11 protein-coding genes, 1 tRNA gene and 1 pseudogene are annotated in these 21,110 nt (G+C 40.7%); 3 read left to right on the top strand and 10 right to left on the bottom strand.

The features are described 5' to 3' along the window. From IM793_RS02480 to IM793_RS02435, 9 genes and pseudogenes are all read right to left on the bottom strand, one after another. Complete coding sequence (locus IM793_RS02480; RefSeq protein ID WP_193419567.1) at positions 1 to 903, bottom strand: hypothetical protein; 903 nt, start codon at positions 901 to 903, stop codon at positions 1 to 3. 430 nt (positions 904 to 1,333) lie between these two features. Further along, a pseudogene (gene porV / locus IM793_RS02475) lies at positions 1,334 to 2,360 on the bottom strand (type IX secretion system outer membrane channel protein PorV). A gap of 289 nt (positions 2,361 to 2,649) precedes the next feature. Further along, positions 2,650 to 3,150, bottom strand: coding sequence for a hypothetical protein (locus IM793_RS02465; RefSeq protein WP_193419565.1), 501 nt, complete (start codon positions 3,148 to 3,150; stop codon positions 2,650 to 2,652). A 200-nt stretch (positions 3,151 to 3,350) separates the two neighbouring features. After that, on the bottom strand, positions 3,351 to 3,845 hold the full coding sequence (locus tag IM793_RS02460) for a hypothetical protein (protein WP_193419564.1): 495 nt from the start codon (positions 3,843 to 3,845) through the stop codon (positions 3,351 to 3,353). Then, positions 3,839 to 10,423 (bottom strand): polymorphic toxin type 23 domain-containing protein, encoded by a 6,585-nt coding sequence (locus tag IM793_RS02455; RefSeq protein ID WP_193419563.1) that lies wholly within the window; start codon positions 10,421 to 10,423, stop codon positions 3,839 to 3,841. The genes IM793_RS02460 and IM793_RS02455 overlap by 7 nt, the downstream gene beginning before the upstream one ends. Positions 10,424 to 10,451: 28 nt before the next feature. Then, positions 10,452 to 10,916 carry a T9SS type A sorting domain-containing protein gene (locus IM793_RS02450; protein WP_193419562.1) on the bottom strand — a complete coding sequence of 155 codons (465 nt, stop codon included), beginning with the start codon at positions 10,914 to 10,916 and terminating at the stop codon, positions 10,452 to 10,454. Between the two features lie 224 nt (positions 10,917 to 11,140). Beyond that, positions 11,141 to 11,214, bottom strand: a tRNA-Asp gene (locus IM793_RS02445). A gap of 103 nt (positions 11,215 to 11,317) precedes the next feature. Then, positions 11,318 to 12,391 carry a peptide chain release factor 1 gene (gene prfA / locus IM793_RS02440; protein WP_193419561.1) on the bottom strand — a complete coding sequence of 358 codons (1,074 nt, stop codon included), beginning with the start codon at positions 12,389 to 12,391 and terminating at the stop codon, positions 11,318 to 11,320. Between the two features lie 680 nt (positions 12,392 to 13,071). After that, a complete protein-coding gene (locus IM793_RS02435; protein ID WP_193419560.1) occupies positions 13,072 to 13,821 on the bottom strand; it encodes a UDP-2,3-diacylglucosamine diphosphatase in 750 nt (249 codons plus the stop codon). Between the two features lie 329 nt (positions 13,822 to 14,150). On the opposite strand from IM793_RS02435, the gene IM793_RS02430 reads away from it, so the two are divergent. The 3 genes from IM793_RS02430 to IM793_RS02420 all read left to right on the top strand — a co-directional run bounded on the left by IM793_RS02430 (position 14,151) and on the right by IM793_RS02420 (position 17,930). Continuing rightward, entirely contained in the window at positions 14,151 to 16,190 is a 2,040-nt protein-coding gene (locus IM793_RS02430; protein ID WP_227256102.1) for a prolyl oligopeptidase family protein, read from the top strand. Positions 16,191 to 16,550: 360 nt separating this feature from the next. Next, entirely contained in the window at positions 16,551 to 17,561 is a 1,011-nt protein-coding gene (locus IM793_RS02425; RefSeq protein WP_029274634.1) for an NAD(P)/FAD-dependent oxidoreductase, read from the top strand. 42 nt (positions 17,562 to 17,603) lie between these two features. Continuing rightward, positions 17,604 to 17,930, top strand: coding sequence for a 2Fe-2S iron-sulfur cluster-binding protein (locus tag IM793_RS02420; RefSeq protein WP_025141835.1), 327 nt, complete (start codon positions 17,604 to 17,606; stop codon positions 17,928 to 17,930). 535 nt (positions 17,931 to 18,465) lie between these two features. On the opposite strand, the gene IM793_RS02415 is transcribed toward IM793_RS02420, so the two are convergent. After that, positions 18,466 to 21,075, bottom strand: coding sequence for a glycoside hydrolase family 2 TIM barrel-domain containing protein (locus IM793_RS02415; RefSeq protein WP_193419559.1), 2,610 nt, complete (start codon positions 21,073 to 21,075; stop codon positions 18,466 to 18,468). Positions 21,076 to 21,110: the final 35 nt, after the last annotated feature.

Genomic DNA, 21,110 nt, shown 5'->3' with positions numbered 1-21,110 from the left:
TTATTTTTTTAGGTTTTTAATATTTTCTAAAAGATCTTCTAATATTCCCCCATAATACTTGATTTTGTCCTTTACTTCCTGGGAGTCAATTTTATTTGTTTTTAATAGATCTACTACAGAATGGTGTTCCGCTTTAATTTCTCCTAATGCTTTTACCAGATTATTAATCTGGATTTCATAACTGTCCAATTCCGTTTGTTCTTCAAGATATTTTTCTCTCAGTCGTACCTTAGTACCGAGATCGATATGGTCATCCAATAAAATGACTTGGTACTTTGTATCAAGAAGCTTTCTGTCTATATTTAGGACATTTATTCTGGGACCAGACAATATTTTTATCAAAGCATCAGCCACAGCAGCCACATCGTTGTCATGATTAATTATGACATTTTTAATGGTCTTCGCACGATAAGCTTTCATGATTTCATCAGTTAATACTTTTGCGATTTTCGAAGAGGCATCAATTTGTCCATTTGTAATACCACCTAATTTGGTTTTTAAGGTCGCGTCAGCTTTTAAATTTTTAGCTACATCATCATAATTGTAGTTAACGAGGTCTTTGTCTGAAATATTTGCCAGGCCCTGAAAATATGCGGTAAGTCCGGTAAATAGAAAGTTTATGGCTTTGTCTGCCTTGATCGCCGTTTCAGGCTCGCCTGCAACTGTGAATTTTTGAGGCAACTGAATTTTGTTCGCTTTCAGATCATCACCGATGTTGAATTCGAAGTCTTTCTGTGTTAATACATACTTTTTGTAGCCGCTGGTGTAAGTGTAATCAATATCATTATAGCTTTTAAGCGTCTTAACAGCACCAGTAGAGAAAGTGTTGAGGTGTTCCAGATTAGCGCATCCCTGGAATAGGATACTGAGGAATAATGAGAGCAATAAGTATTTATTTTTCATGAGATCAAGTTTGGAGTTTAGAATTGTGCTTGATATTCTCTTATATTTTGCAGTCTTAGAAGAAAGCAGGACTACGCTGATGCGGTGCCACAACAAAGTAACTGAAAGGTTGAGAGAACATTAATTTAAATTGTTAATATGAATTTAGAACCTAAATTTATAAAAATAATTCAACATTTTATAAGTGCAAATATTATTTTAGTGAAAGCATAAATTATGTAATACTTTATTGAACATTGCAGGCCTCCTCCCCCTCTTCTATAAAAACCTTCTTCTGTTCATTATGATATTGATTGCAACGGCCAGAATTGCCAAGGCCACCGCCGCCAAATAATAAATTCAAGATTACTCCTTTCTATTAATTTTAAGTTCTGATTTAGAATGATTTGTAAGTGAAATTGGTCGGAGCGATTCTATAAAAGCTATTTTCCTATTTAATGGATTTTGATATTTTGGTTGCGTTTCTTTTATCAAAAGAGAACTGTAGCCCAAACCGAAGCGTATTTGCAAGTGGATTACTATTTACAGAACCGGCAAGATAAGAGAAATCGATAGATAGGACATTATACTTCAAGCCTGCCCCCAGCGTAAGGTAACTGTTGTTCCCTTTATTTGGATTCTGATAGTTATAACCTGCACGTACTGCAAACCTTTCCTTAAAGGAAAATTCCAGTCCTGTGGAAATTCCAACTTCTTGCAATTCTTCCTTAAGTCCTCCCGGAGCATCACCAAACGAGCCGAAGATACCGGAAGGCACTGAACGGTTAGGATCGCTCCCGTTAACAATGTTGCCTTCTGCATCATAAATAGGCTGGGTGGGAACAAGCAATTTATTCAGGTCCAATGCGATGATCAATTTGCTTTCCTCTCCTACCAACGTGGCGGCTGTTCCAATTTTTAAATTAGCCGGGAGAAAATAGGGTTCATCGCCAATGTTATATGAAATTTTGGTGCCGATATTCGATATATTCAAACCGGCAGACCAGATTACAGGCTCGCCCAAAAAATAACCGCCTTTTTTATAAAGACCGGAAACATCTACTGCTATTGCTTTTCCCTTTCCAGTCTGTTCCTCAGAATTAAACTGCAAACTATAGAGATTGCTATATATGAAACGTAAACTTCCTCCAAGTGAAAAGTCTGGTCCAAAACTCCTTGCGTAGCTTAAGTCAGCAGCAAATTCGTTTGGATTAAATGTCCCCAGGTCCTGTTGGTTATTGTCAATAAATTTTACGTCGCCGATAGAAAAATCTCAGTGAAGCTGCAATAGTATTCCTTTCATCAATTCTATAATACCCACTCAAATAGGAAAGGCTCATCCCTTGTGTCAGGTTCTTGAGCCATGGGCTATAGGTAACAGAAAACCCGTAGCTACCGTCTTTTAGGTATGCCATTGATGCCATATTTAACGAAGGAGCATTCGCATCTGCTTCAACAGCAACACCAGCATTGCCCATAGCGCCAGCTCTCGCCTGCGGGGTAATTAACAGGAATGGTACAGAGGTTAGAATATTGCTGGCGTGTCTACCGTATATCGTAATCTTCTCCACAGACTGGGCACAAACAGTATTCCAGTCCGTAAGGACAAGCAAAAAAGCCCATAAAAAAATATTCTTCCCATTTTTCAGAAAGATCAGAAAAGTAAAAACAAGTCTATTCATGGCAACTTAAAACATAAATACCGTATCCATTCTTACAATTTTATTGCTGGGATAAATTCCAGGTAAACCACTACACTATTCTTATTTAGAAGATTAACGCACCTGAGTCTTTCTGAAATTTAGAAAAAGCTTCCTTCGCTGCTTTAAAATCAATGTTTCGATTCAAAACTCCAACAACAGTCGATTTAAAGTTTATGATTTTTTTGTTTTTTTCATCAGCGATATTCATTGGATCACTATTTGTGACTATGATATCTGATTGTCCTTTTTCATCCTTTATTACCTTAAACTGGAAATTGTCCGGCGGCATTATCGACTGCTTGCTATCAACAAATATGTTTCCCTTCATATCGCCAATTCTATTCACATTAAATGAATTTATAATTAGCTCTTTGTCCTTCTCGGAAATACTAATAGTATCCCGGTACTTGGCGACCGCCACATTTACGATGCCTGAATTAAAATCTACTTGAATCCACGGGTTATACAAAAATTGTATATCATAACGATCGCGGTCGTATTTTGAAATTTTCCTGCATGATGCAAAAAATAAGATGCTGATAAAAAAAAGTCCTATTTTATTCATGGCTATATTTGTTAGTTTACTATTTATATCACTTTCACCTGCTAAAAAGTCGTCAGCTCTATAGTTTTACTAATAAGAGTTATCAGGACGTTATCCATAACGGCACAATACGGGCGAATTTTCTCCTGAGTTTCAAATCTCGATTAATGTGAAGTTCTTCGGAGGCAGTAGTCATGGACTCATTCTAAGTGGACATTTAATTACCAATCAGGCTTATAAATTAAAAACTTACGGGGTAGATTACGGATTTTATAACGTATTAAGAGGCTCCCGGAAGTCATATAGAAATCATCGTTAACGGTTTTTTTGTACACACCCTTAACCCAGCCACCTCCTTGAGGATGTTTAAAAAAGAATCTTACTTTTAAATTTTGATCTTTATACTCGTAAAATCCCATGTCTGCTTTCCTTGGATTAAGTGAAGAAACATCATTAGGGTCGTAATTGGAGAATGTGGCTACTTTACCATTGCTATAAAATTTGACAAACTCTTGCTTAACATTCTGTAATGTTTCGTTATGGGCAGTATCAATTGCGCCAACCTGCTCATATATCTTTGCGGTATCTATAATGCTAAAGACCTTTGTGTCCACTTCCCCTCCCTTCAGTGCATTTGTATTTCTTATCTTGCCATATTCTGTTCGAACCTGGCATCCTGATAAAAGGACTGCCATAGCCATAATTTTTCTTACCATGATGTAAAACTATTACGTGTCTTATATTGAGAAAAGCCATTCCAGTTCCATGACTGGTTAGTAAATTCCGTATCGTGAATAAATCGGTGAATGACACTATTTTGGATCGCATGACGTACGTGTTCGCTATCTACACCGGCTCTATAATTTCCGTATGAAACAGTTAAAGCGCCGAGCCTGTAACGGGTGCCCGTCTCGTTTACGTATGTATTTCTGTGGTATACACCAAATTGATCTTCTGATGCTCTTTCAGCAAATTGCTCAGTTCTTTGGTTTGCCAAGCTCCTATTACCTGTAAAAAGACTAAAAGCTACACCGATTTTTTTGTAAGACAAGCTTAATGCCGCTGTTCTATAACTATCATTTCTGTCACCTAAACGCATCTGAGCAATCGGCTTTCCTCCGTCATTTTCATAGGACACCTTGAAATCTCCAAAATGAAAATCGATCAAGCCGGTCCTTTGTTTAAATTCGTTCATTTCGCCCGTTCCCCACCATTGATTAGTGCCTAAGTTAAATCCATTTGTTCCGTTATCATAACCACCCATAAGAGAAGCACGTATTTCAGCACCTCCTTTCCCAAAGCCTTGATAGTTACTATAAGCCATAAACCCGAATCCGGCGGCAAAATTCCATTTCCCTGTCGAGTATCCGACGCTTAAATTTGCACCCATACCGAACGACTTGCCAAAAACTATTGATGGAGAAATACTGAAATTAAAATCTCCGAGCGAAAAGTTTGCAGATGGCATAAAACCACCAACGAAGGCTGTCGCAAAAGTTGTCGTTAATGAATTACTTATTAATGCGGAAGGATTGACCCCTCCCGTAATTCCCCCGATAACAGCCCCCGACAACATGGACATTCCTAGCGAGCCCCAGTTCCAGCTGTCGGTCCTTATTGCCGATGCCACATAACTTATTCCACCGGTTAATGCTCCTATCAGAGCTCCAACCGCAACAAATGCCCAGATAAACTCCCCACTGGGGTCGGTAAACATTAGTGGGTTGTTCATTGCGTAACCATACCTGTTATAATTTTGAGTATTGTAAGGATCTTGTACAAAATTATCAGGGGATAAGAAACGATGCAATTTAGGGTCATACAAACGTCCGTTCATATGGAGCAGCCCTACCCCTAATAAGTGTTCGTGGCCGGTATAGCCCCTGTCTAATACTAGAAATGCAGCAAGATCATTCCCAAACCCGTCCTGTATTTTCACAATATTTCCCCACGCATCAAATTGACGCTTCTCGACCACCGCTCCCTGGTCGTTGGTAATCATTACAATGCTTCCCAAATGGTCACGGTGCAGATAATATAAGTTAGCAGCCTGCACGCTTCCCGACGAGTATTCTTCTTTCCAAATAGCCGGGGCATTGTACGCATCGCCACCCAGATAAAAAACAAAACTGGTTTTTCCCGACTGTATATCATTAGTAATTTCCATGACACCATCTTCGCTATAATGCCGCCTGTACCTCCGCAACATTTTATCGACCTGTTCATCGCCATAATACATGTGCGCCCGGCCAAGTAACGCATTATACTGAAAGCTGACGCGCTCCTTACCTTGCTCTATAATCTCCACGGGACTTTTAAAAGCATTATAGCTGATCTGTTGAAGCGGATGGTCAGTTTGATAATAAGGATTGGCACCAGTATTTAGCATAAGCTCACTTTGGCGGTAAGTATTGCCATCATAAGTGTAAGTTCCTAACTGGCTGTTGTCGGTTATCCTTCCACGATTGTCGTAGACTTGGCTGTTATTGCCCACGTTATCATTAAATGCAGTGAGCCGATCCTGGTTATCATAGCTGAAGCTTTCGCTCCAGTTAAAGGCGCTGTTGCTCCTACTGTTTAACAAACCCCGCTGCGCATCATAACTATAACCAAGGCTCATCAGGGTTACGGGTGTACCAGACACGTTTTCTAACAGGTTCTGCTGTGGCAATCCATAGGTATCGTACTGAATGGTTTTTTTTAATGCAGTTCCTTGCATAGCTTGTGTTAAATTCCCCCTGCCATCTAGCAGATCCACCTTCCAAAGTATCTGCCCGGTGCCCTGTAAAGTTGTTTGCACAAGCCAGCCGTTCTGGTATTGCAATTCTATACTTTTGGCGGCTACGATATTATTGGCTTTGTTTTTTGCCTCGTAACTTTCCGTGCTAATCCGGCCAAAGCTGTCATAAGTATATCCTTTGACGAAGCGGGCGTGAAGATTATCTTCAACTGTGCTACTTATCCTTTTGTCTCCGTCATAATTGTAGGTATAAGTCGCATTATTGCCATCGGCATTGGTCAGCGCCATACCTGTCAGCAACTTGGTTGTACCATCATATGTATAGTCTTGTTGGATATTGGTTTCATCACCAGTGATTTTTTTCTGCGTCAGATTACCCGCACCATCATAGGTCATTTCTGTGATCCCTTTGGGTGTTATTTCTTTGATCACTTGTCCCCACTCATCATACTGGTATTCGTATACCCCGGCAGATGGATCAGTGAGCCTGGTTTTTCGTCCCCAGCCATCCTGTTCCATGGTCTGTACAATCCCGCTATAATCGGCGGTTTTCAAATTGCCATTAGCAAAATAAGTATAGTTGATTGTTCCTCCAGGATCTTGTAAGCTCACCACCTGGCCCATTGCGTTTTTGGTAGAGGTTATGCTTTTGACTCCATCGTTCATTGTAGTGCTTAATCCACCATAATTGATATTGGTCACTTTGCCAGTAAAACTGGTAGTTTGTTTTACCCTTCCATATTCATCATATTCGGTGTCGTTCCACTGGCTAGCCGAACCTTGTGCAGCCTGTTCGCTCTGACGGGCAAGACGACCATAAACATCATATTCCGTTTCGGATGCCAGGTTGCCTCCCAGTGCGGTTTTAGTATAGCTACTTATTTTTTGCTCGAACGCGTTTAAGACAGTGCCGGCAACGCCGCCCTCATCATTGGTCTGTGTAATTGTAATACCCCCGTTCGGCGCGGTTGCATAGGTTGTGGCTGTCACCTTGCCTAGATAGTCGGTGATCGAAATTACCCTGCCCCAGGTATCATAATCATTGGTTGTAGTTTGCCCAAAAGGATTGGTTGCAGTAAGCAGATTTCCAGTACTACTATTATAAGTACAAGTGGTGGTCATCCCAGTAATATCTGTTGAACTGACCATAAACCTTCCTGATCCGTCATACTGCATTGAAATAGTCCGCTGGGCACCACCGGGTGCCGTCGTCGTTTTTTGGGTCACATTACCAAAACTGTCATAGGTCATATCCTCTATAACCCAGCTGTTGTTTCCTTTCTTTTTTACCCGGCTTGGCAAAAACCCACTATACGTATATTCGTCTTCCGTTGTAAAAATCTCTGCCCCATTAGTTAGGGTAGCCTTGCTGGACAATATCCTCCCAATGTAATTACCGGCCGGATTGTTATCATAAGTAATGTCTGTTGTTTTTGATCCCTCACCGTTAAAATTGCCTATGCTTTTAGTAACATTATAGAAATTATCATATTCCATAGTTTGAGTACTGAAAGTTCCACCAAGCATATCTTTACTAACTGTTCCCACAGCTAGGTTTACGAGGACTTTGTTCGGCAAAAGCTGTGTGCTGTAAACCTGGTCTGTCCTGCTGATATAGTCGTTCAGCGATGCCCCGTCTGCAGTGTTTGTTGGTGTCAGGGCCATATCTTTTATAGACGAATTGATATAGGTTGATTTTGTCCTGAAGCTTCTGACTGCTGCACCCCGTAGAAGCGGATCGGAAATACTGATATTAAACATCCTGTTATTGTCACTGCTGTTTACATGCCAATTACTACGTGTGAGTTCGCCAAAGCCCATAAACCCCAGTCCGCCAATGTGGCTTACGGCTTTGCCATAACCAAATACTTGCTGAATTTGCTCTCCGTTATAATTCCTTGCCAGTTTACTGACCACGCTCACTCCAGGTAGTGTATACGAGTCAGCATAGGGATAAGTTTGGTTGTTTCCCGCTTGGTAGAGTTCAATATCAGTTGTACTCTGTTCACCGCTAAGTTCGTTATAGTTGATCGAATGCGTTACTCCATCCTGATAAATACCTGTGATCTGCACCTCATCCCTAAAATCTTTCTGAAATTTAAATAGCGAAATAGTGGCATCACTTATAAATCCAAATTCGGGCCTGAAGTTCTTTCGGTTTGGATTTAGGAATATCGGGATTGGGTTGTGCTTGAGATTTGTAAACTGGCTCATAGAATAGGATGAGCCAAAGGTTGGTGTATGATCTGAGGAAGATGGGCCTAGGTTATAATAAATATTGAGGTTTATTGTTCCGCCGTTCACTCCATTTTGCGAAACGGTCTCTCCTCTGATAATATCTGTTTTTCCATCGCCGTCCACGTCATTGGAAACAAGATAGTATTGACGTAATACTTCATAGCCAGACCCTGGTCCCGGTGACCAATAAGCCGCAGTGTTCGAAAAAGGTTGGTTTTGGGTATATTTTAAAAACGAATAACCTGTGGATATAAACGTTAAAAACTGTGAATTATATCCTGTCGAAAACATGATGTCCATTTTCCCGTCCCCATTGTAGTCTCCAATTAAGGGAATATCAGTACTGCTCGTAGGCGCACCAGGAGTTTGCCACAAAAGTTCTAGTGTTCCTGCGTTATTCATTGAGTAGACCACTAAATAACCACCCGAGAGCTGAAGGATGTCTGTTTTTCCATCGCCATTAAAGTCTGCGGTTAAGAGAGGCTGGCCTGTACGATAGGAGACAGCGAGTGCTCCTATATTTGTCACATAACCGGAAGTTAGTCTCCGGTCCATATTGATCAGGTACGCAGAGGAACCAACATCTCCGAATAAATAGTCACAGAAATTATCCCCCGTTACGGGGTCTGCACCGTAAAATTTATTTAGAAGCGCATAGGAATTGTTTATCCCGATAACATCAGTGCGCCCATCTCCATTGAAATCCCCCGAAACAAACTTAATATCAAGCGGAGTGCCCTGATAGGTGATCCCATCACATTCTGCATAGAATGTCGGACTATATGGGGCCGTATCCCATACCCTGTCATATTGATAATAAACAGTGGAAGTAATTCCTGCCGACAGCATCTCAAATTTGTAAGCGCCCGGTCCGATGTCCTTAACTACGATCAAGCCCTGTTGTGGCAATAATTTATTATTATGACTTAGCCAGGTAGCCGGAATCAGTTCTTTGAAAGCACCGGTATTGACAGGCATGCCCCACTGAAGATTTGAACCACTCGGAACCATATCATAAAAAGCATAGAATTTGGTTTTATCGGCTTTATTGTACCACAGAAAATCCATTGTACCGTTACCGGTAAAATCGGCTGTTACAATTTCCGAGTTGTTGAAATCAATTCCAGATATGCCAAAATTTGAAATGGTACTGGAAGGGATAATATTTCCGGTAGTTCCATAGGTAAAAGAAACCGGTGCAAGGGGTGTTGTTCCGTCCCCATTCTTTTCCTGCACTGCCGTTATCCGCTGATAGTTGAGGTCAGATACCGTACCATAGTCTAACTGGTAATTTCGGAAGCCACTGCCATTGGCAATAACAGAAATATTGCTAAGCAAGTTGGAGCTGTAGGATTCAGCACCCCCGGTATATGCTTGTTCACCCCTGATTGCCGACATGTAATTGAAAACAATTTGGTTTAGACTAGCAGAGTTACCCAAACTGCCGTATTCTATCCGCGCAATAGATAGATTGTTGTTACTATTGTTATAATAGTAGCTAATCCGCGCACCAAGTGGGTTTTCAGAATAAGTAATAGCATAGGTCAAGGATGTTTCAGAAGCAACACCAACTCCATAATAAACTTTTGAGCCATCAGGGTGGATTACTTCAAAATAATCTGGCCCAATTCCTGATTCCCCTCTGGAGAATATCCTGATATTAGAATAGTTTTCGGTCTGGTATTCCGAACCATCCGCGCCATAAACCCCGCTCTTAAGCATTAACCTTTGCCCATCAAGGGCAAAGCGGTCTTTTGAATCCCAGTATGTACTTCCTATAAATCCGTCATGGAACATTGTAGCAGGTATACGTGTAATAGTAGATAAGCCTGATAAACTCCAACCTAAGCCAAGGCTCCCATTACCTCCCTGACTGTTATAGACCAATGCAAGCTGAGGCACAGCATTGCCTAGTCCTGGCGGCAGGATCAGGGGAATAGAATAAGTCGCGCCACCTGTAGCGGATACATCTACACTTCCTGCAATCCTCCCTGCTGTAGAAGATATAACAGGACCAACAGGGTCTCCCGGATCTCTTGGGTCAATCGGATCAGTAGGGTCTCCTGGATCGCCAGGGTGACCGGGGTCGCCCGGAGGATAATAGACATTTTTTGTAGCATTGGCACCTTTCCCAGCTAATGCGTCGGTCTTGAGTACAGGGATACTGCCTTTAATAAACTTTAATTCCTGTCCGGGAATGATAATACATTTAGTTGTGTCATTATTTTTTTTTGGAATGACCGTCTTAATCTGCGCCAGGCTGATATGAATGCCAAGGACGAAGACTATTAGCGAGAGTATGGAAATATTTTTCATTAGAGCGATGTTTTTGAAAAATGAGAGATTAGTGCTTGATCAGCTTGATAGTTTCGGTCTTTGCATCTGAATATTGTGCCACGAGCAAATAGGTTCCCGGAGGGAGCTGCTGAAAGGGAATAGTAGTTTGCCTGTCTTCAGGCGAATAATTGCCACTAAAAACCTTATTTCCTCCCACACTATACACTGTGACATTTTTTAGTGAAATCTTGTCTGGAACTCCCCAGGAAACATTGAGTGTTTCCTTCAACGGATTTGGATAAGCCTTTATGCCCCGCTCGGTCGTAAGACCTTCGTCCTTGAATACAGCGTCCGAACCGTTGACCATTTTCTTTTCCATTGCCATCTGTCTGGCAGAGGGGCAATTTATACATATCCAGCGTCGCTCCGTCTGATTTCCGGATGCGTCATAGCTGAAAGCCAGTTTCTGTGCCACCGAATCTTTTAAAAGGGCAAACGTAAATACGAAGAAGATAAGAGCGCATCTTTTCATAGTAGAGTGGTTAGTGTCCGTAAATCTGATGATCTAGTTTACCTAATGTCTTAATCACAATAAACTTTTTTACATGAACTACCTGTTTTTCAGGACATCAACCACCAGTTTTTTACACAAACCCTTTTCAGTTAAAGGTATGATTGAGGGAAATCCGATCAAGCGGGATTCTTGGGGGCATTAAACAAAAAAGCCTCAACTTTTGCAAGTTAAGGCTTTTGTTGCGGAATGGACGGGACTCGAACCCGCGACCTCCTGCGTGACAGGCAGGCATTCTAACCAGCTGAACTACCACTCCTTTTGTTCTTCTTTAAAGTTCGAACCTCTTGACTCTTTCGAGGTTGCAAATATAGAGACAATATCTTAATTCGCAAACTTTTTTTTAAAAAATATTTAACTCCTTAACCTACAGCGCCTTCCTGCATCTTCTCTGCATTTTCCGCAAACTGGAGTGCATCAATAATCTCCTGGATATCCCCATCCATAATACTTGGCAGGTTATACATCGTTAATCCGATACGGTGTTCGGTAACACGTCCTTGTGGATAGTTATAAGTCCTGATCTTAGCCGAACGATCTCCGGTTGACACCATTGTTTTACGTTTAGCAGCAATATCACCATTCTTTTTCTGCAATTCGATATCGTAAAGTTTACTACGCAACATCTCCATCGCAATTACACGGTTACCCAATTGCGAACGTTCTTGTTGACATACCACTACAATACCCGACGGTTTATGTGTTAACTGCACCTTGGTTTCCACCTTATTTACGTTCTGTCCACCAGCACCGCCTGAACGCGAAGTTTGCAACTCAATATCAGCAGGGTTAATATACAGATCAATTTCTTCAGCTTCTGGTAAAACTGCTACTGAGGCCGCTGAGGTATGCACACGCCCCTGTGTTTCCGTATCTGGCACGCGTTGTACGCGGTGTACACCACTTTCGTACTTTAACTGACCATAAACATCATCGCCATTCACTTTCAGAATTACCTCTTTATAACCGCCCGCTGTACCTTCAGTTACATCAACAGTCTCCACTTTCCAACCCTTAGTTTCGAAATAACGAGTGTACATACGGTATAAATCGCCCGCAAATAAAGCTGCTTCATCGCCACCAGTACCACCACGGATCTCAAAAACTGCATTTTTAGCATCTTCAGGATCTTTAGGAATCAACATCAAACGGATATTGCTTTCCATCTCTTCCTGCTGTTTTAACAAAACATCAAGCTCTTCTTTTGCCATTTCGCGCATTTCAGCATCTTTCTCAGTAGCTAAAATTTCTTTATTCGCATCAATATTACTCATCACATTCTTGTAGATTTTATATTCATCTACAATTTTGCCCAAATCTTTATATTCTTTATTTAAAGCCGCAAAACGTTTCATATCCTGAATTACATCCGGATTGCTCAACGATTCTTCTACATCTTCCCAACGCAGCTTTATAGCTTCTAATTTATCTAACATATTTATTCTTGTTGAAATTTCCTGAAGGTTAGCATAGGCCCAAAAATTCAGGAAATGCAAAAATAAGGAAAAAAGCTGAATTAGTTTGTTTAGGATTAGAGGTTAATTGGTTAACCGTTTAACTGGTTAATCGCTTGGACGTAATGCGAGATAAAATAAAACAATATGTTGTCCGTTAGTCAAAAATGCTAAAAAGTTGATTTAAGGTTTTGGAAATGAGCAGTCCCTCTCCTATGGCAGCCAGTAGCCCCGCTATCAGTTCAAGTCCTCGCTACGCTGTGGGCTTTCCGTTTTATCGGGTTTAGGAACAGAAGGCGGTGCAGCTAAGGCAATGCAACCCTTAATAGTAGCATGAACCTGCGTAACTAAACGGGACTATAGTGGCAGCTCCCGATTTTTCATCGGGACTATAACGAAAAGCCCGACGAACATTAAGAAAAGTTACAGACACTGCTTTCCAAAAAAACAGACATCAATATAGTTGGAAAAATAGTCTTATGCCAGAGAAAGCATTATTTAGAGGTTTTGGAAATGGACAGTTCCTCTCCTATGGCGGCCAGTAGCACCGCTATCACTTCAAGTCCTCGCTACGCTCCGGGCTTTTCGTTTTATCGGGTTTAGGAACAGAGGGCGGTGCATCTAGGCGACGTGCAATTCCAAATAGCTAAACTACTCAAAAATTAAGCTTCTGGATTATAATACTCCAATTTCAAATCTACACCATCAAAAACCCCATAAGAATTATAATTAAGCCATTCGCCAATATTTACATAGCGGCTTCCCTTGCCTAAATCAATATCAAGCGGCAGGTGTCTATGTCCGAAAATAAAATAATCGAAATGCGCTTTCTGCAATTGTTCTTTGGCATAAATGGCCAGCCATTCTTTATCCTCGCCGAAAAAAACTTCTTTTTCGGTTTGCGCAGCCCTACTCCCCTGGCTCCATCCATTTGCAATGCCAATGCCCAGGTTTGGATGCAAACGGGCAAACAACCATTGACAAAGTTTACTTCTGAAAATTTTCCTTAGGAATTTATATTTGTTGTCTCCAGGCCCTAAACCATCGCCATGATGTAAGTAGAACTTCTTTCCACTCCTTTCAATGATCAGTTCATCACTTACAATTTCCATCCCGATTTCCTGAATGAAATAATCGCGCACCCACATATCATGGTTGCCTTTAAAAAAATAGATTTTTATCCCGGCATCGGCCATAGTTGCCAACTTACCCTGCAGGCGAATAAAGCCTTTAGGAATTACTTTCGAGTACTCGAACCAGAAGTCGAAAATATCGCCCATCAAAAATAATTCGCCACAATTTGGTTCTATAAAATCCAACCAACTTATAATGCGCGCTTCACGGGCACGGCTTTCGCCATAATTGGGCGTACCTAAATGAAAATCGGAAGCGAAATAAATATTTTTTGCCATGGATTTTTCAAAGGTAACTCAAAAAGCTTAAAGACTAAAGAAGAAAGACCAAAGCACAAAGACTAAAGCATAAACACTAATTAGTACAAACACTAAAACTAAAATCGCCGAACAAATCGGTGTAATCACCCCGAAGGTAAAAAGCTTAAAGATCCACGCTTAACCCATAATCGGTGTAATCTTAAAATCAGTGTAATCAAGCCGAAGGTAAAAACATATATTAGTAAATAAATCTGTTTCACTATGAAAAACAAATTCTATTAAGCTTATTTGCATTAAGTCTGTTTGCCTGTAACCAGGGCAAAAAACCTGCAGAAAAAATAACATTGATGAAATACCCTGAAACAAAAAAAGACAGCACAAAAGATAATTATTTCGGAACAGCCATTGCAGATCCTTACAGATGGCTAGAGAATGATACCTCGGCAGAGACAAAAGCCTGGGTTATAGCCGAAAATAAAGTAACCCAAAATTATCTGGATCAGATTCCTTACCGTGCAGACATTAAAAAGCGTTTAACTGAAATATGGAACTACCCTAAAGAAAGCGCGCCATTTAAGGTTGGCGAATATTATTTCTTTACCAAAAATGACGGGCTTCAAAACCAAAGTATCTGGTTTATTAAAAAAGGATTAGAAGGTAAGGAAGAGCTTTTTCTAGATCCAAATACACTCACAAAAGATGGAACGGCAGCCGTTTCGCTTTTGGGCTTCTCTCACGATAAAAAATACCTGGCCTATTCGGTTGCACAAGCTGGATCAGACTGGAGCAATATTTACGTAATAGAAATAGCCAGCAAAACCAAATTAGCAGATGAGCTGAAATGGACAAAATTCTCTGGTGCAGCCTGGAAAGGCAATGGTTTTTACTACAGTAAATTTGACGAACCTGCTAAAGGAACCGATCTTTCTGCAGCCAATAAATACCAAAAAGTGTATTTCCATAAATTGGGCGATCAGCAGCAAAATGATCAATTAATTTTTGAAGACAAAACCAATCCAAATCTATATTTCGGTGCCAATGTTACCGAAGACGAACGCTTTCTGGTGGTTTACGCCAGCGCAGGTACTTCGGGCAATGCATTGTACTATCAAGATCTGAAAGCACAGGGAAGCAAAATCGAACCTTTAATTAAGGGTTATGAAAATAACCATAGCGTTATTGATAATATTGGCAATAAATTATTGGTAAATACCGACCTGGGCGCCGAAAACAAACAGGTAGTTTTGGTTGATCCTAAAAATGCAGATCCTAAAAACTGGCAGAAAATTATCCCTGAATCGAAATTGGCTTTAGAGGGTATTGGTACTGGCGGAGGATTTCTTTGGGCTTCTTACTTAAAAGATGCTAGCACCAATATTATTCAGTTTGACTTAACAGGAAAGAAAATTGGCGAAGTAAAACTGCCAGCAATTGGAACCGTTGGAGGCTTTGGGGGTTATAAAGAAGATAAAGAATTTTTTTACACCTTTTCCAATTTCACCACTCCCGGCACTATTTACCGTTACGATGTGGGCAAAGCTGAATCGATTTTATATAAAAAGTCAGAATTGAAGTTAAATACAGACGATTTTGAAACCAAACAAGTATTTTACCCATCAAAAGATGGCACTAAAGTACCCATGTTTATTGTACACAAAAAAGGCATTAAGCTGAATGGCAACAATCCGGTTTATCTTTATGCATACGGCGGCTTCCAGATTAGTTTAACCCCGGGGTTTAGTCTCTCGCGGATGTTATTTTTAGAGCGTGGTGGCATTTACGTTCAACCCAGTTTACGGGGTGGGAGCGAATATGGCGAAGCCTGGCACAAAGGTGGCATGTTAGCCAAAAAACAAAACGTTTTCGACGATTTTATTGCCGCAGCCGAGTACCTGGTTAAGGAAAAATATACCAATCCTGCTAAAATCGCCATTTCGGGTGGCTCAAACGGCGGTTTACTGGTTGGAGCTTGTATGACTCAACGACCTGATCTTTTCAAGGTAGCTTTACCAGCCGTTGGCGTGCTGGATATGCTTCGCTACCATAAATTTACCGTTGGCTGGGGCTGGGCTGTTGAATACGGAACAAGCGATAAAAGGGAAGATTTTGATTACCTGATTAAATATTCCCCGCTCCATAACATAAAAAGTGGGGTGAATTATCCGGCCACATTAATCACCACAGCCGATCACGATGACAGGGTGGTACCGGCACATTCATTTAAATTTGCAGCAACATTACAAGAAAAATATAAAGGCGAAAACCCGGTTTTAATCCGAATAGAAACTAAAGCGGGTCATGGAGCAGGCAAGCCTACAACGAAAATGATTGAAGAAGCGGCTGATGTATGGAGCTTTGTATTCCAGAATTTAGGAATGAGTTGGTAGCGTATTTTTTGTCATTCTGAACTCCATAGAAGGTCGTCATCTCGACTGGAGCGTAGCGAAATGGAGAGATCTATCCAGACAGATTTCTCGACTGCGTTGCACTCCGCTCGAAATGACGATATCTTGTAGTACTCATCACGGAAAATTATTCTTCTAATATGACATCATTATATTTTCCTACTAAATCCATAGACCAATTATAATTTGCTTTAAATCACTAAAAACCTTTAACTTTTGTTTTCGATTAGCAAAAGACATATAAAATACTGAATATAATACGACAACAAAATTATCTAGAATATTTCTAAATAGCAGAATTGATAATACTTTATTTCGTAACTTTGCGTCAAATTTTTTTTAATGATCACTACTGATATAGCCGTAATAGGCGCTGGTCCGGTTGGTTTATTTGCCATTTTTGAAGCCGGTTTATTAAAAATGCGTTGTCATTTAATTGATTACCTTCCTCAGGTTGGTGGTCAGCTGTCTGAAATTTACCCTAAAAAACCGATATACGATATCCCTGGTTATCCTTCTGTGTTAGCTCAGGAACTTATCGATAACTTAATGGAGCAGGCGAAACCTTTCCATCCAACCTTTACTTTAGGCGAGCGTATTGAAGGTTTAGAAAAGCGTGGCGAAGCTGATTTCGTTTTAACAACCAATATGGGTACCGTTATCGAAGCTAAAGTTGTGGTAATTGCCGGTGGTTTAGGTTGCTTTGAGCCACGTAAACCTGCTGTAGAAAATTTAGAGAACTTTGAGAACGGTAAAGGTGTAAACTACATGATCCTTGATCCGGAGAAGTACCGCGACCAGAAAATGGTAATTGCCGGTGGTGGTGACTCTGCTTTAGACTGGACCATTTATTTGGCAGAAGTTTGTTCTGAACTAACTTTGGTGCACAGAAGCGAAAGTTTCCGTGGTGCTCCAGATTCGGTTGCTAAAGTAATGGCTTTGGCAGAAAGTGGAAAAATCAATTTAATTTTAAACAGCAATCTGCAAGCAGTACAAGGAACTGATAAGTTAGAGCAAGTTGAAATTGTGCAGAACCGTACCATGGAAAAAACAGTGGTAGAGGCTGATCACTTAATCCCTTTGTTTGGTTTGAGCCCTAAATTAGGCCCGATCGAAGACTGGAATTTAAATATTAACAAAAGTGCAATTGAGGTTAACGTTGATGATTATTCGACAAACATTCCTGGAATTTACGCTATTGGCGATATCAACACTTACACGAATAAACTAAAATTGATTCTTTGTGGTTTCCACGAGGCTGCATTAATGAGCCACAGCGCTTATTCTTACATGAACCCCGGTGTGAAATATACCATGAAATATACAACCGTAAACGGAGTTTCAGAATTTTAAGCTTTCTCCTATATTTGTGAATCAATATAAGTAAGCTGAAGAATGGAAAACAATATTAATATATATATGCAAGAGCCGGATGGCTCGGTTACTGAACACGTTGCACCAACTGACATGGGTTTAAGCCTGATGGAGTTTTTAAAGGCATCAGAGTACGATATTCTTGCTACTTGTGGCGGAATGGCTTTATGTGCTACCTGCTGTGTTGATGTATTGGAAGGCGAAGAAAAACTTAACGAAATGACAGACGATGAGTATGCCATGTTAGATACTCTGCCCGACCTGTTACCAAATTCGCGTTTAGCCTGCCAATTGCAGTTAAATAACAATATGGACGGATTAAAAGTGAAATTACACGGCGTAAGTTAAGGCTGTAAAACATATTAAAGAGAAAGGCGATACGTAAAGTGTCGCCTTTCTTTGTCTCCAATAGATCTGAATTGCAAACGGCCAACCGAAAATTGCAAACTAATCTGGGCGTTACCCAAGCTGCGCAAGGGCCCGGGCTTTCCAGGGCTACGCTGTGCTCCGGTACCGATGAAAACCTGTGAAACAAGCAAGCATACCGTGATTAAATAAAAACAGATGCTTAATCGCTACTGAACCCTTACAATCCCTAACGCGGATATATGGTAATTTTAGAATTTCATGCAACGACCCATGTTCCTAAACCTGATAAAGCGTAAAGCCCACAGCGCAGCGAGGACTTGCAGCGATAGCAGGACTAAGTCCGCCATTGAAGCAGAACCTTACATTTCCAAAACCTTCGTGTCAGCATAATTTATTCTATAAAGGCTTGAAATCCTTAGTTCTAAAGACGGGATTACAAATCCTGCCTAACGGAGTATATTTCTTTTGTTACAGACCTCTCAGGTTTAAAAACCTGAGAGGTCTGGATGGCAACTTATTGAATAGTTACTTTCTGCTTTTCTACATTCCAGCCATACACTTCTACAGCCAGATTACTTTGTTTACCAGTATATTCTACAGTCACCGTTTTACTTTCACCAGGTAAAACACTAATATAGTTATCATCATAAAAAGCAGGTAATATGCGCTCACCAGTATTGTCATCTATTAAAGCAACACGGTTAAAAAACGCGACAGGATTTCCAGCTGCGTTACTTAAGGTTACAGCCACTTTGCCGTTTTTCTGATCAACAGCAGCTATTTTTAATGGCGCCTTTTTGATATTTTTCAAGCCCGAATATTCGCCGTCTTTTCCGGCAAGCCAGTAAAGATTTTCACTTAAAATATTTTGCTTCTGATCTAAAATCCTTAACGAAACAAATACACCTTCTTTTTTATCCAGTTTGGCCAAAAACTCGTTCATAGGAAAAAGTCTTCTCACTGAAGATGGACCAACCGAGTTGAAGGCCTGAGAGTAGAAATAATCTTTCCCATCCATATCATAAGCTTTAGCCTGTACCATCAGGTTGTTTTTGGTGGTAAACCCGTTGTTTACGATGGTAACCATGCTATCCAAAGGATTCATCATTACATGCAGCGGCTCACTTCCTTTTCTTAAACCATATAAACAGGCATTAGGATCAAGATAATAATCGTACATCTGTCCGCGCATGGCTGTCCATGGGTTTTGGGTTTTCCAGATGATGGAACCCGTGTACCAATCCCACATTTTGTTCGAAAAACCCTCCATTAATGCCCTGTATTGATCATAATTGGCCAATTGAGCCTTCATCGCAAAATCTTCTGCACTTTTTGGCTTGCCATATGGATTCAGATATTGCTCATAAGAGATGTATTTATGATAATCCCATACCGAATCGGGCTTAGCTTTGTACTGTGGTGCAATTAGGTTTTCTTTCGGAATAAAACGGAGTAGTGAAGCGTAATCGCCGACTCCTACCGATCCAACTTCCGAATTGTAAGGAAAAGTCTTTGTACCCCAAAAAGTTTTAATGTCCTGTATCCCGTAAGGACCATCACCATTACCACCGATTGAATTGAACGACATTTCATCACTATTAGAGAAATCGAAAAGTTTTCTTGTACCATCCAGGCGGGGCAGAATATCGTTCTTTAAAGGTTCCAAAATATCTTCTGGTGGGGTAATTTCGTTCCCTCCGCACCAAAAGGCAAGTGAAGCATGGTTTCTGATCATCTTGATCTGATCTTCAATGGCTGTTAAGGTAAGGTTATGGTCATCAGGATAATTTCTGCGTGTCCACTGGTCTTCTTTTTTCATCGGGTCTACCCAACGGCCATTGCAATCGCCACTGAACCAGAAATCCTGAAAAACCAGCAAGCCATATTTATCGCAGGCGTTATAAAACTCAGGGCGTTCCAAAATTGCTCCACCCCAGATCCTGATGAGATTGAGGTTCATATCTTTATGGTAACGTATTTCTGCATCGTAACGGGCATCGCTAAAACGGAGCATCGCATCAGAAATGATCCAGTTACCACCTTTTATGAAAATTTTTTGCCCGTTTACATAGGCGCCCATACTCTTGGTATGCTCGTTCCAGATGTTATCAATCTGACGTACACCAACTTTAAGCTGCTCCTGATCTAGCACCTGGTTGGCCGCTACAAATTCGATTTTTACATCATACAGGTTTTGTGCTCCATATCCGCTTGGCCACCACAATTTAGGATTTTCGAGCTGTAAATCAGGAAGTTTAACCGTAGTGGTTTTATTGGCTGCAATGGTAGCAGATTGTTTGATCAACTTTCCGGCAATCTGATATTGCAAAGTACCCGAAACCGCCTGGCCTGTTGGGTTTTCTACTTCAACTGAAACTTTAACGGTTGCCGGATTTTGTTTCCCTTCGGGTAAACGTTTGCCCGGCACCAAGGTAATTACCTGCGGATTCTGGATATTGATGCTTTTGGTTTTCTCGATAGTTACTTTATCCCAGATTCCCGTGTTACGGTCGCGCGTAGGCTGAATCCAGTCCCAGCCGGCTGTATACTGTGTGGTTAAGCCTTTTGCGATGGTACCGTCGCCACCCTGACCACCATTAGGATTACCTGGAAAATCTGGCGGATAAACAATTACAGCCAATCTGTTTTTTCCATTGGCAGATAACAGTTTGGTGATGTTATACTGTGCCCTAAGGTGCATCCCTACCTGGGTTTTCGGATTAACTTTTTTCCCGTTTAAATAAATTTCGGCTTTATAATTTATTCCCCTAAACTGTAGCCAAATCTGTTCGTTACCCGTAGCACGCTCTTCAAAATCTTTTACAAACCAATAGGTGTAATAATCGTTACCGGTTTTATATACGTCAGGAATTTTCTCGTTGTTCATTCCGTAAAATGGATCGGGAACTTTTTTATTGTTCAGCAAAGTGGTTAAAACCGTTCCGGGAACTGTTGCAGGCATCCAGCTATTAAGCGAGAAACCGGGTTTAGAAATTTCTGAACCATTAGCAGCTTGCACATCTTTGATATTTGTACAAACCCAGCCCGAGTTTAGCTCGTATCGCTGCTGTGCATTTACAATGAAGGCTGAACAGCACAAAAGAAGTAGAAATATTTTCTTCATTTATTTGAGATATTTTAGTTAATACTTGTTTATGG

The organism is Pedobacter sp. MR2016-19, from assembly GCF_014947265.1.
Taxonomy (GTDB): Bacteria; Bacteroidota; Bacteroidia; order Sphingobacteriales; family Sphingobacteriaceae; genus Pedobacter.
Note: the sequence above shows the minus strand (reverse complement) of the source record. Positions and strands in the feature narration are given on the sequence as shown.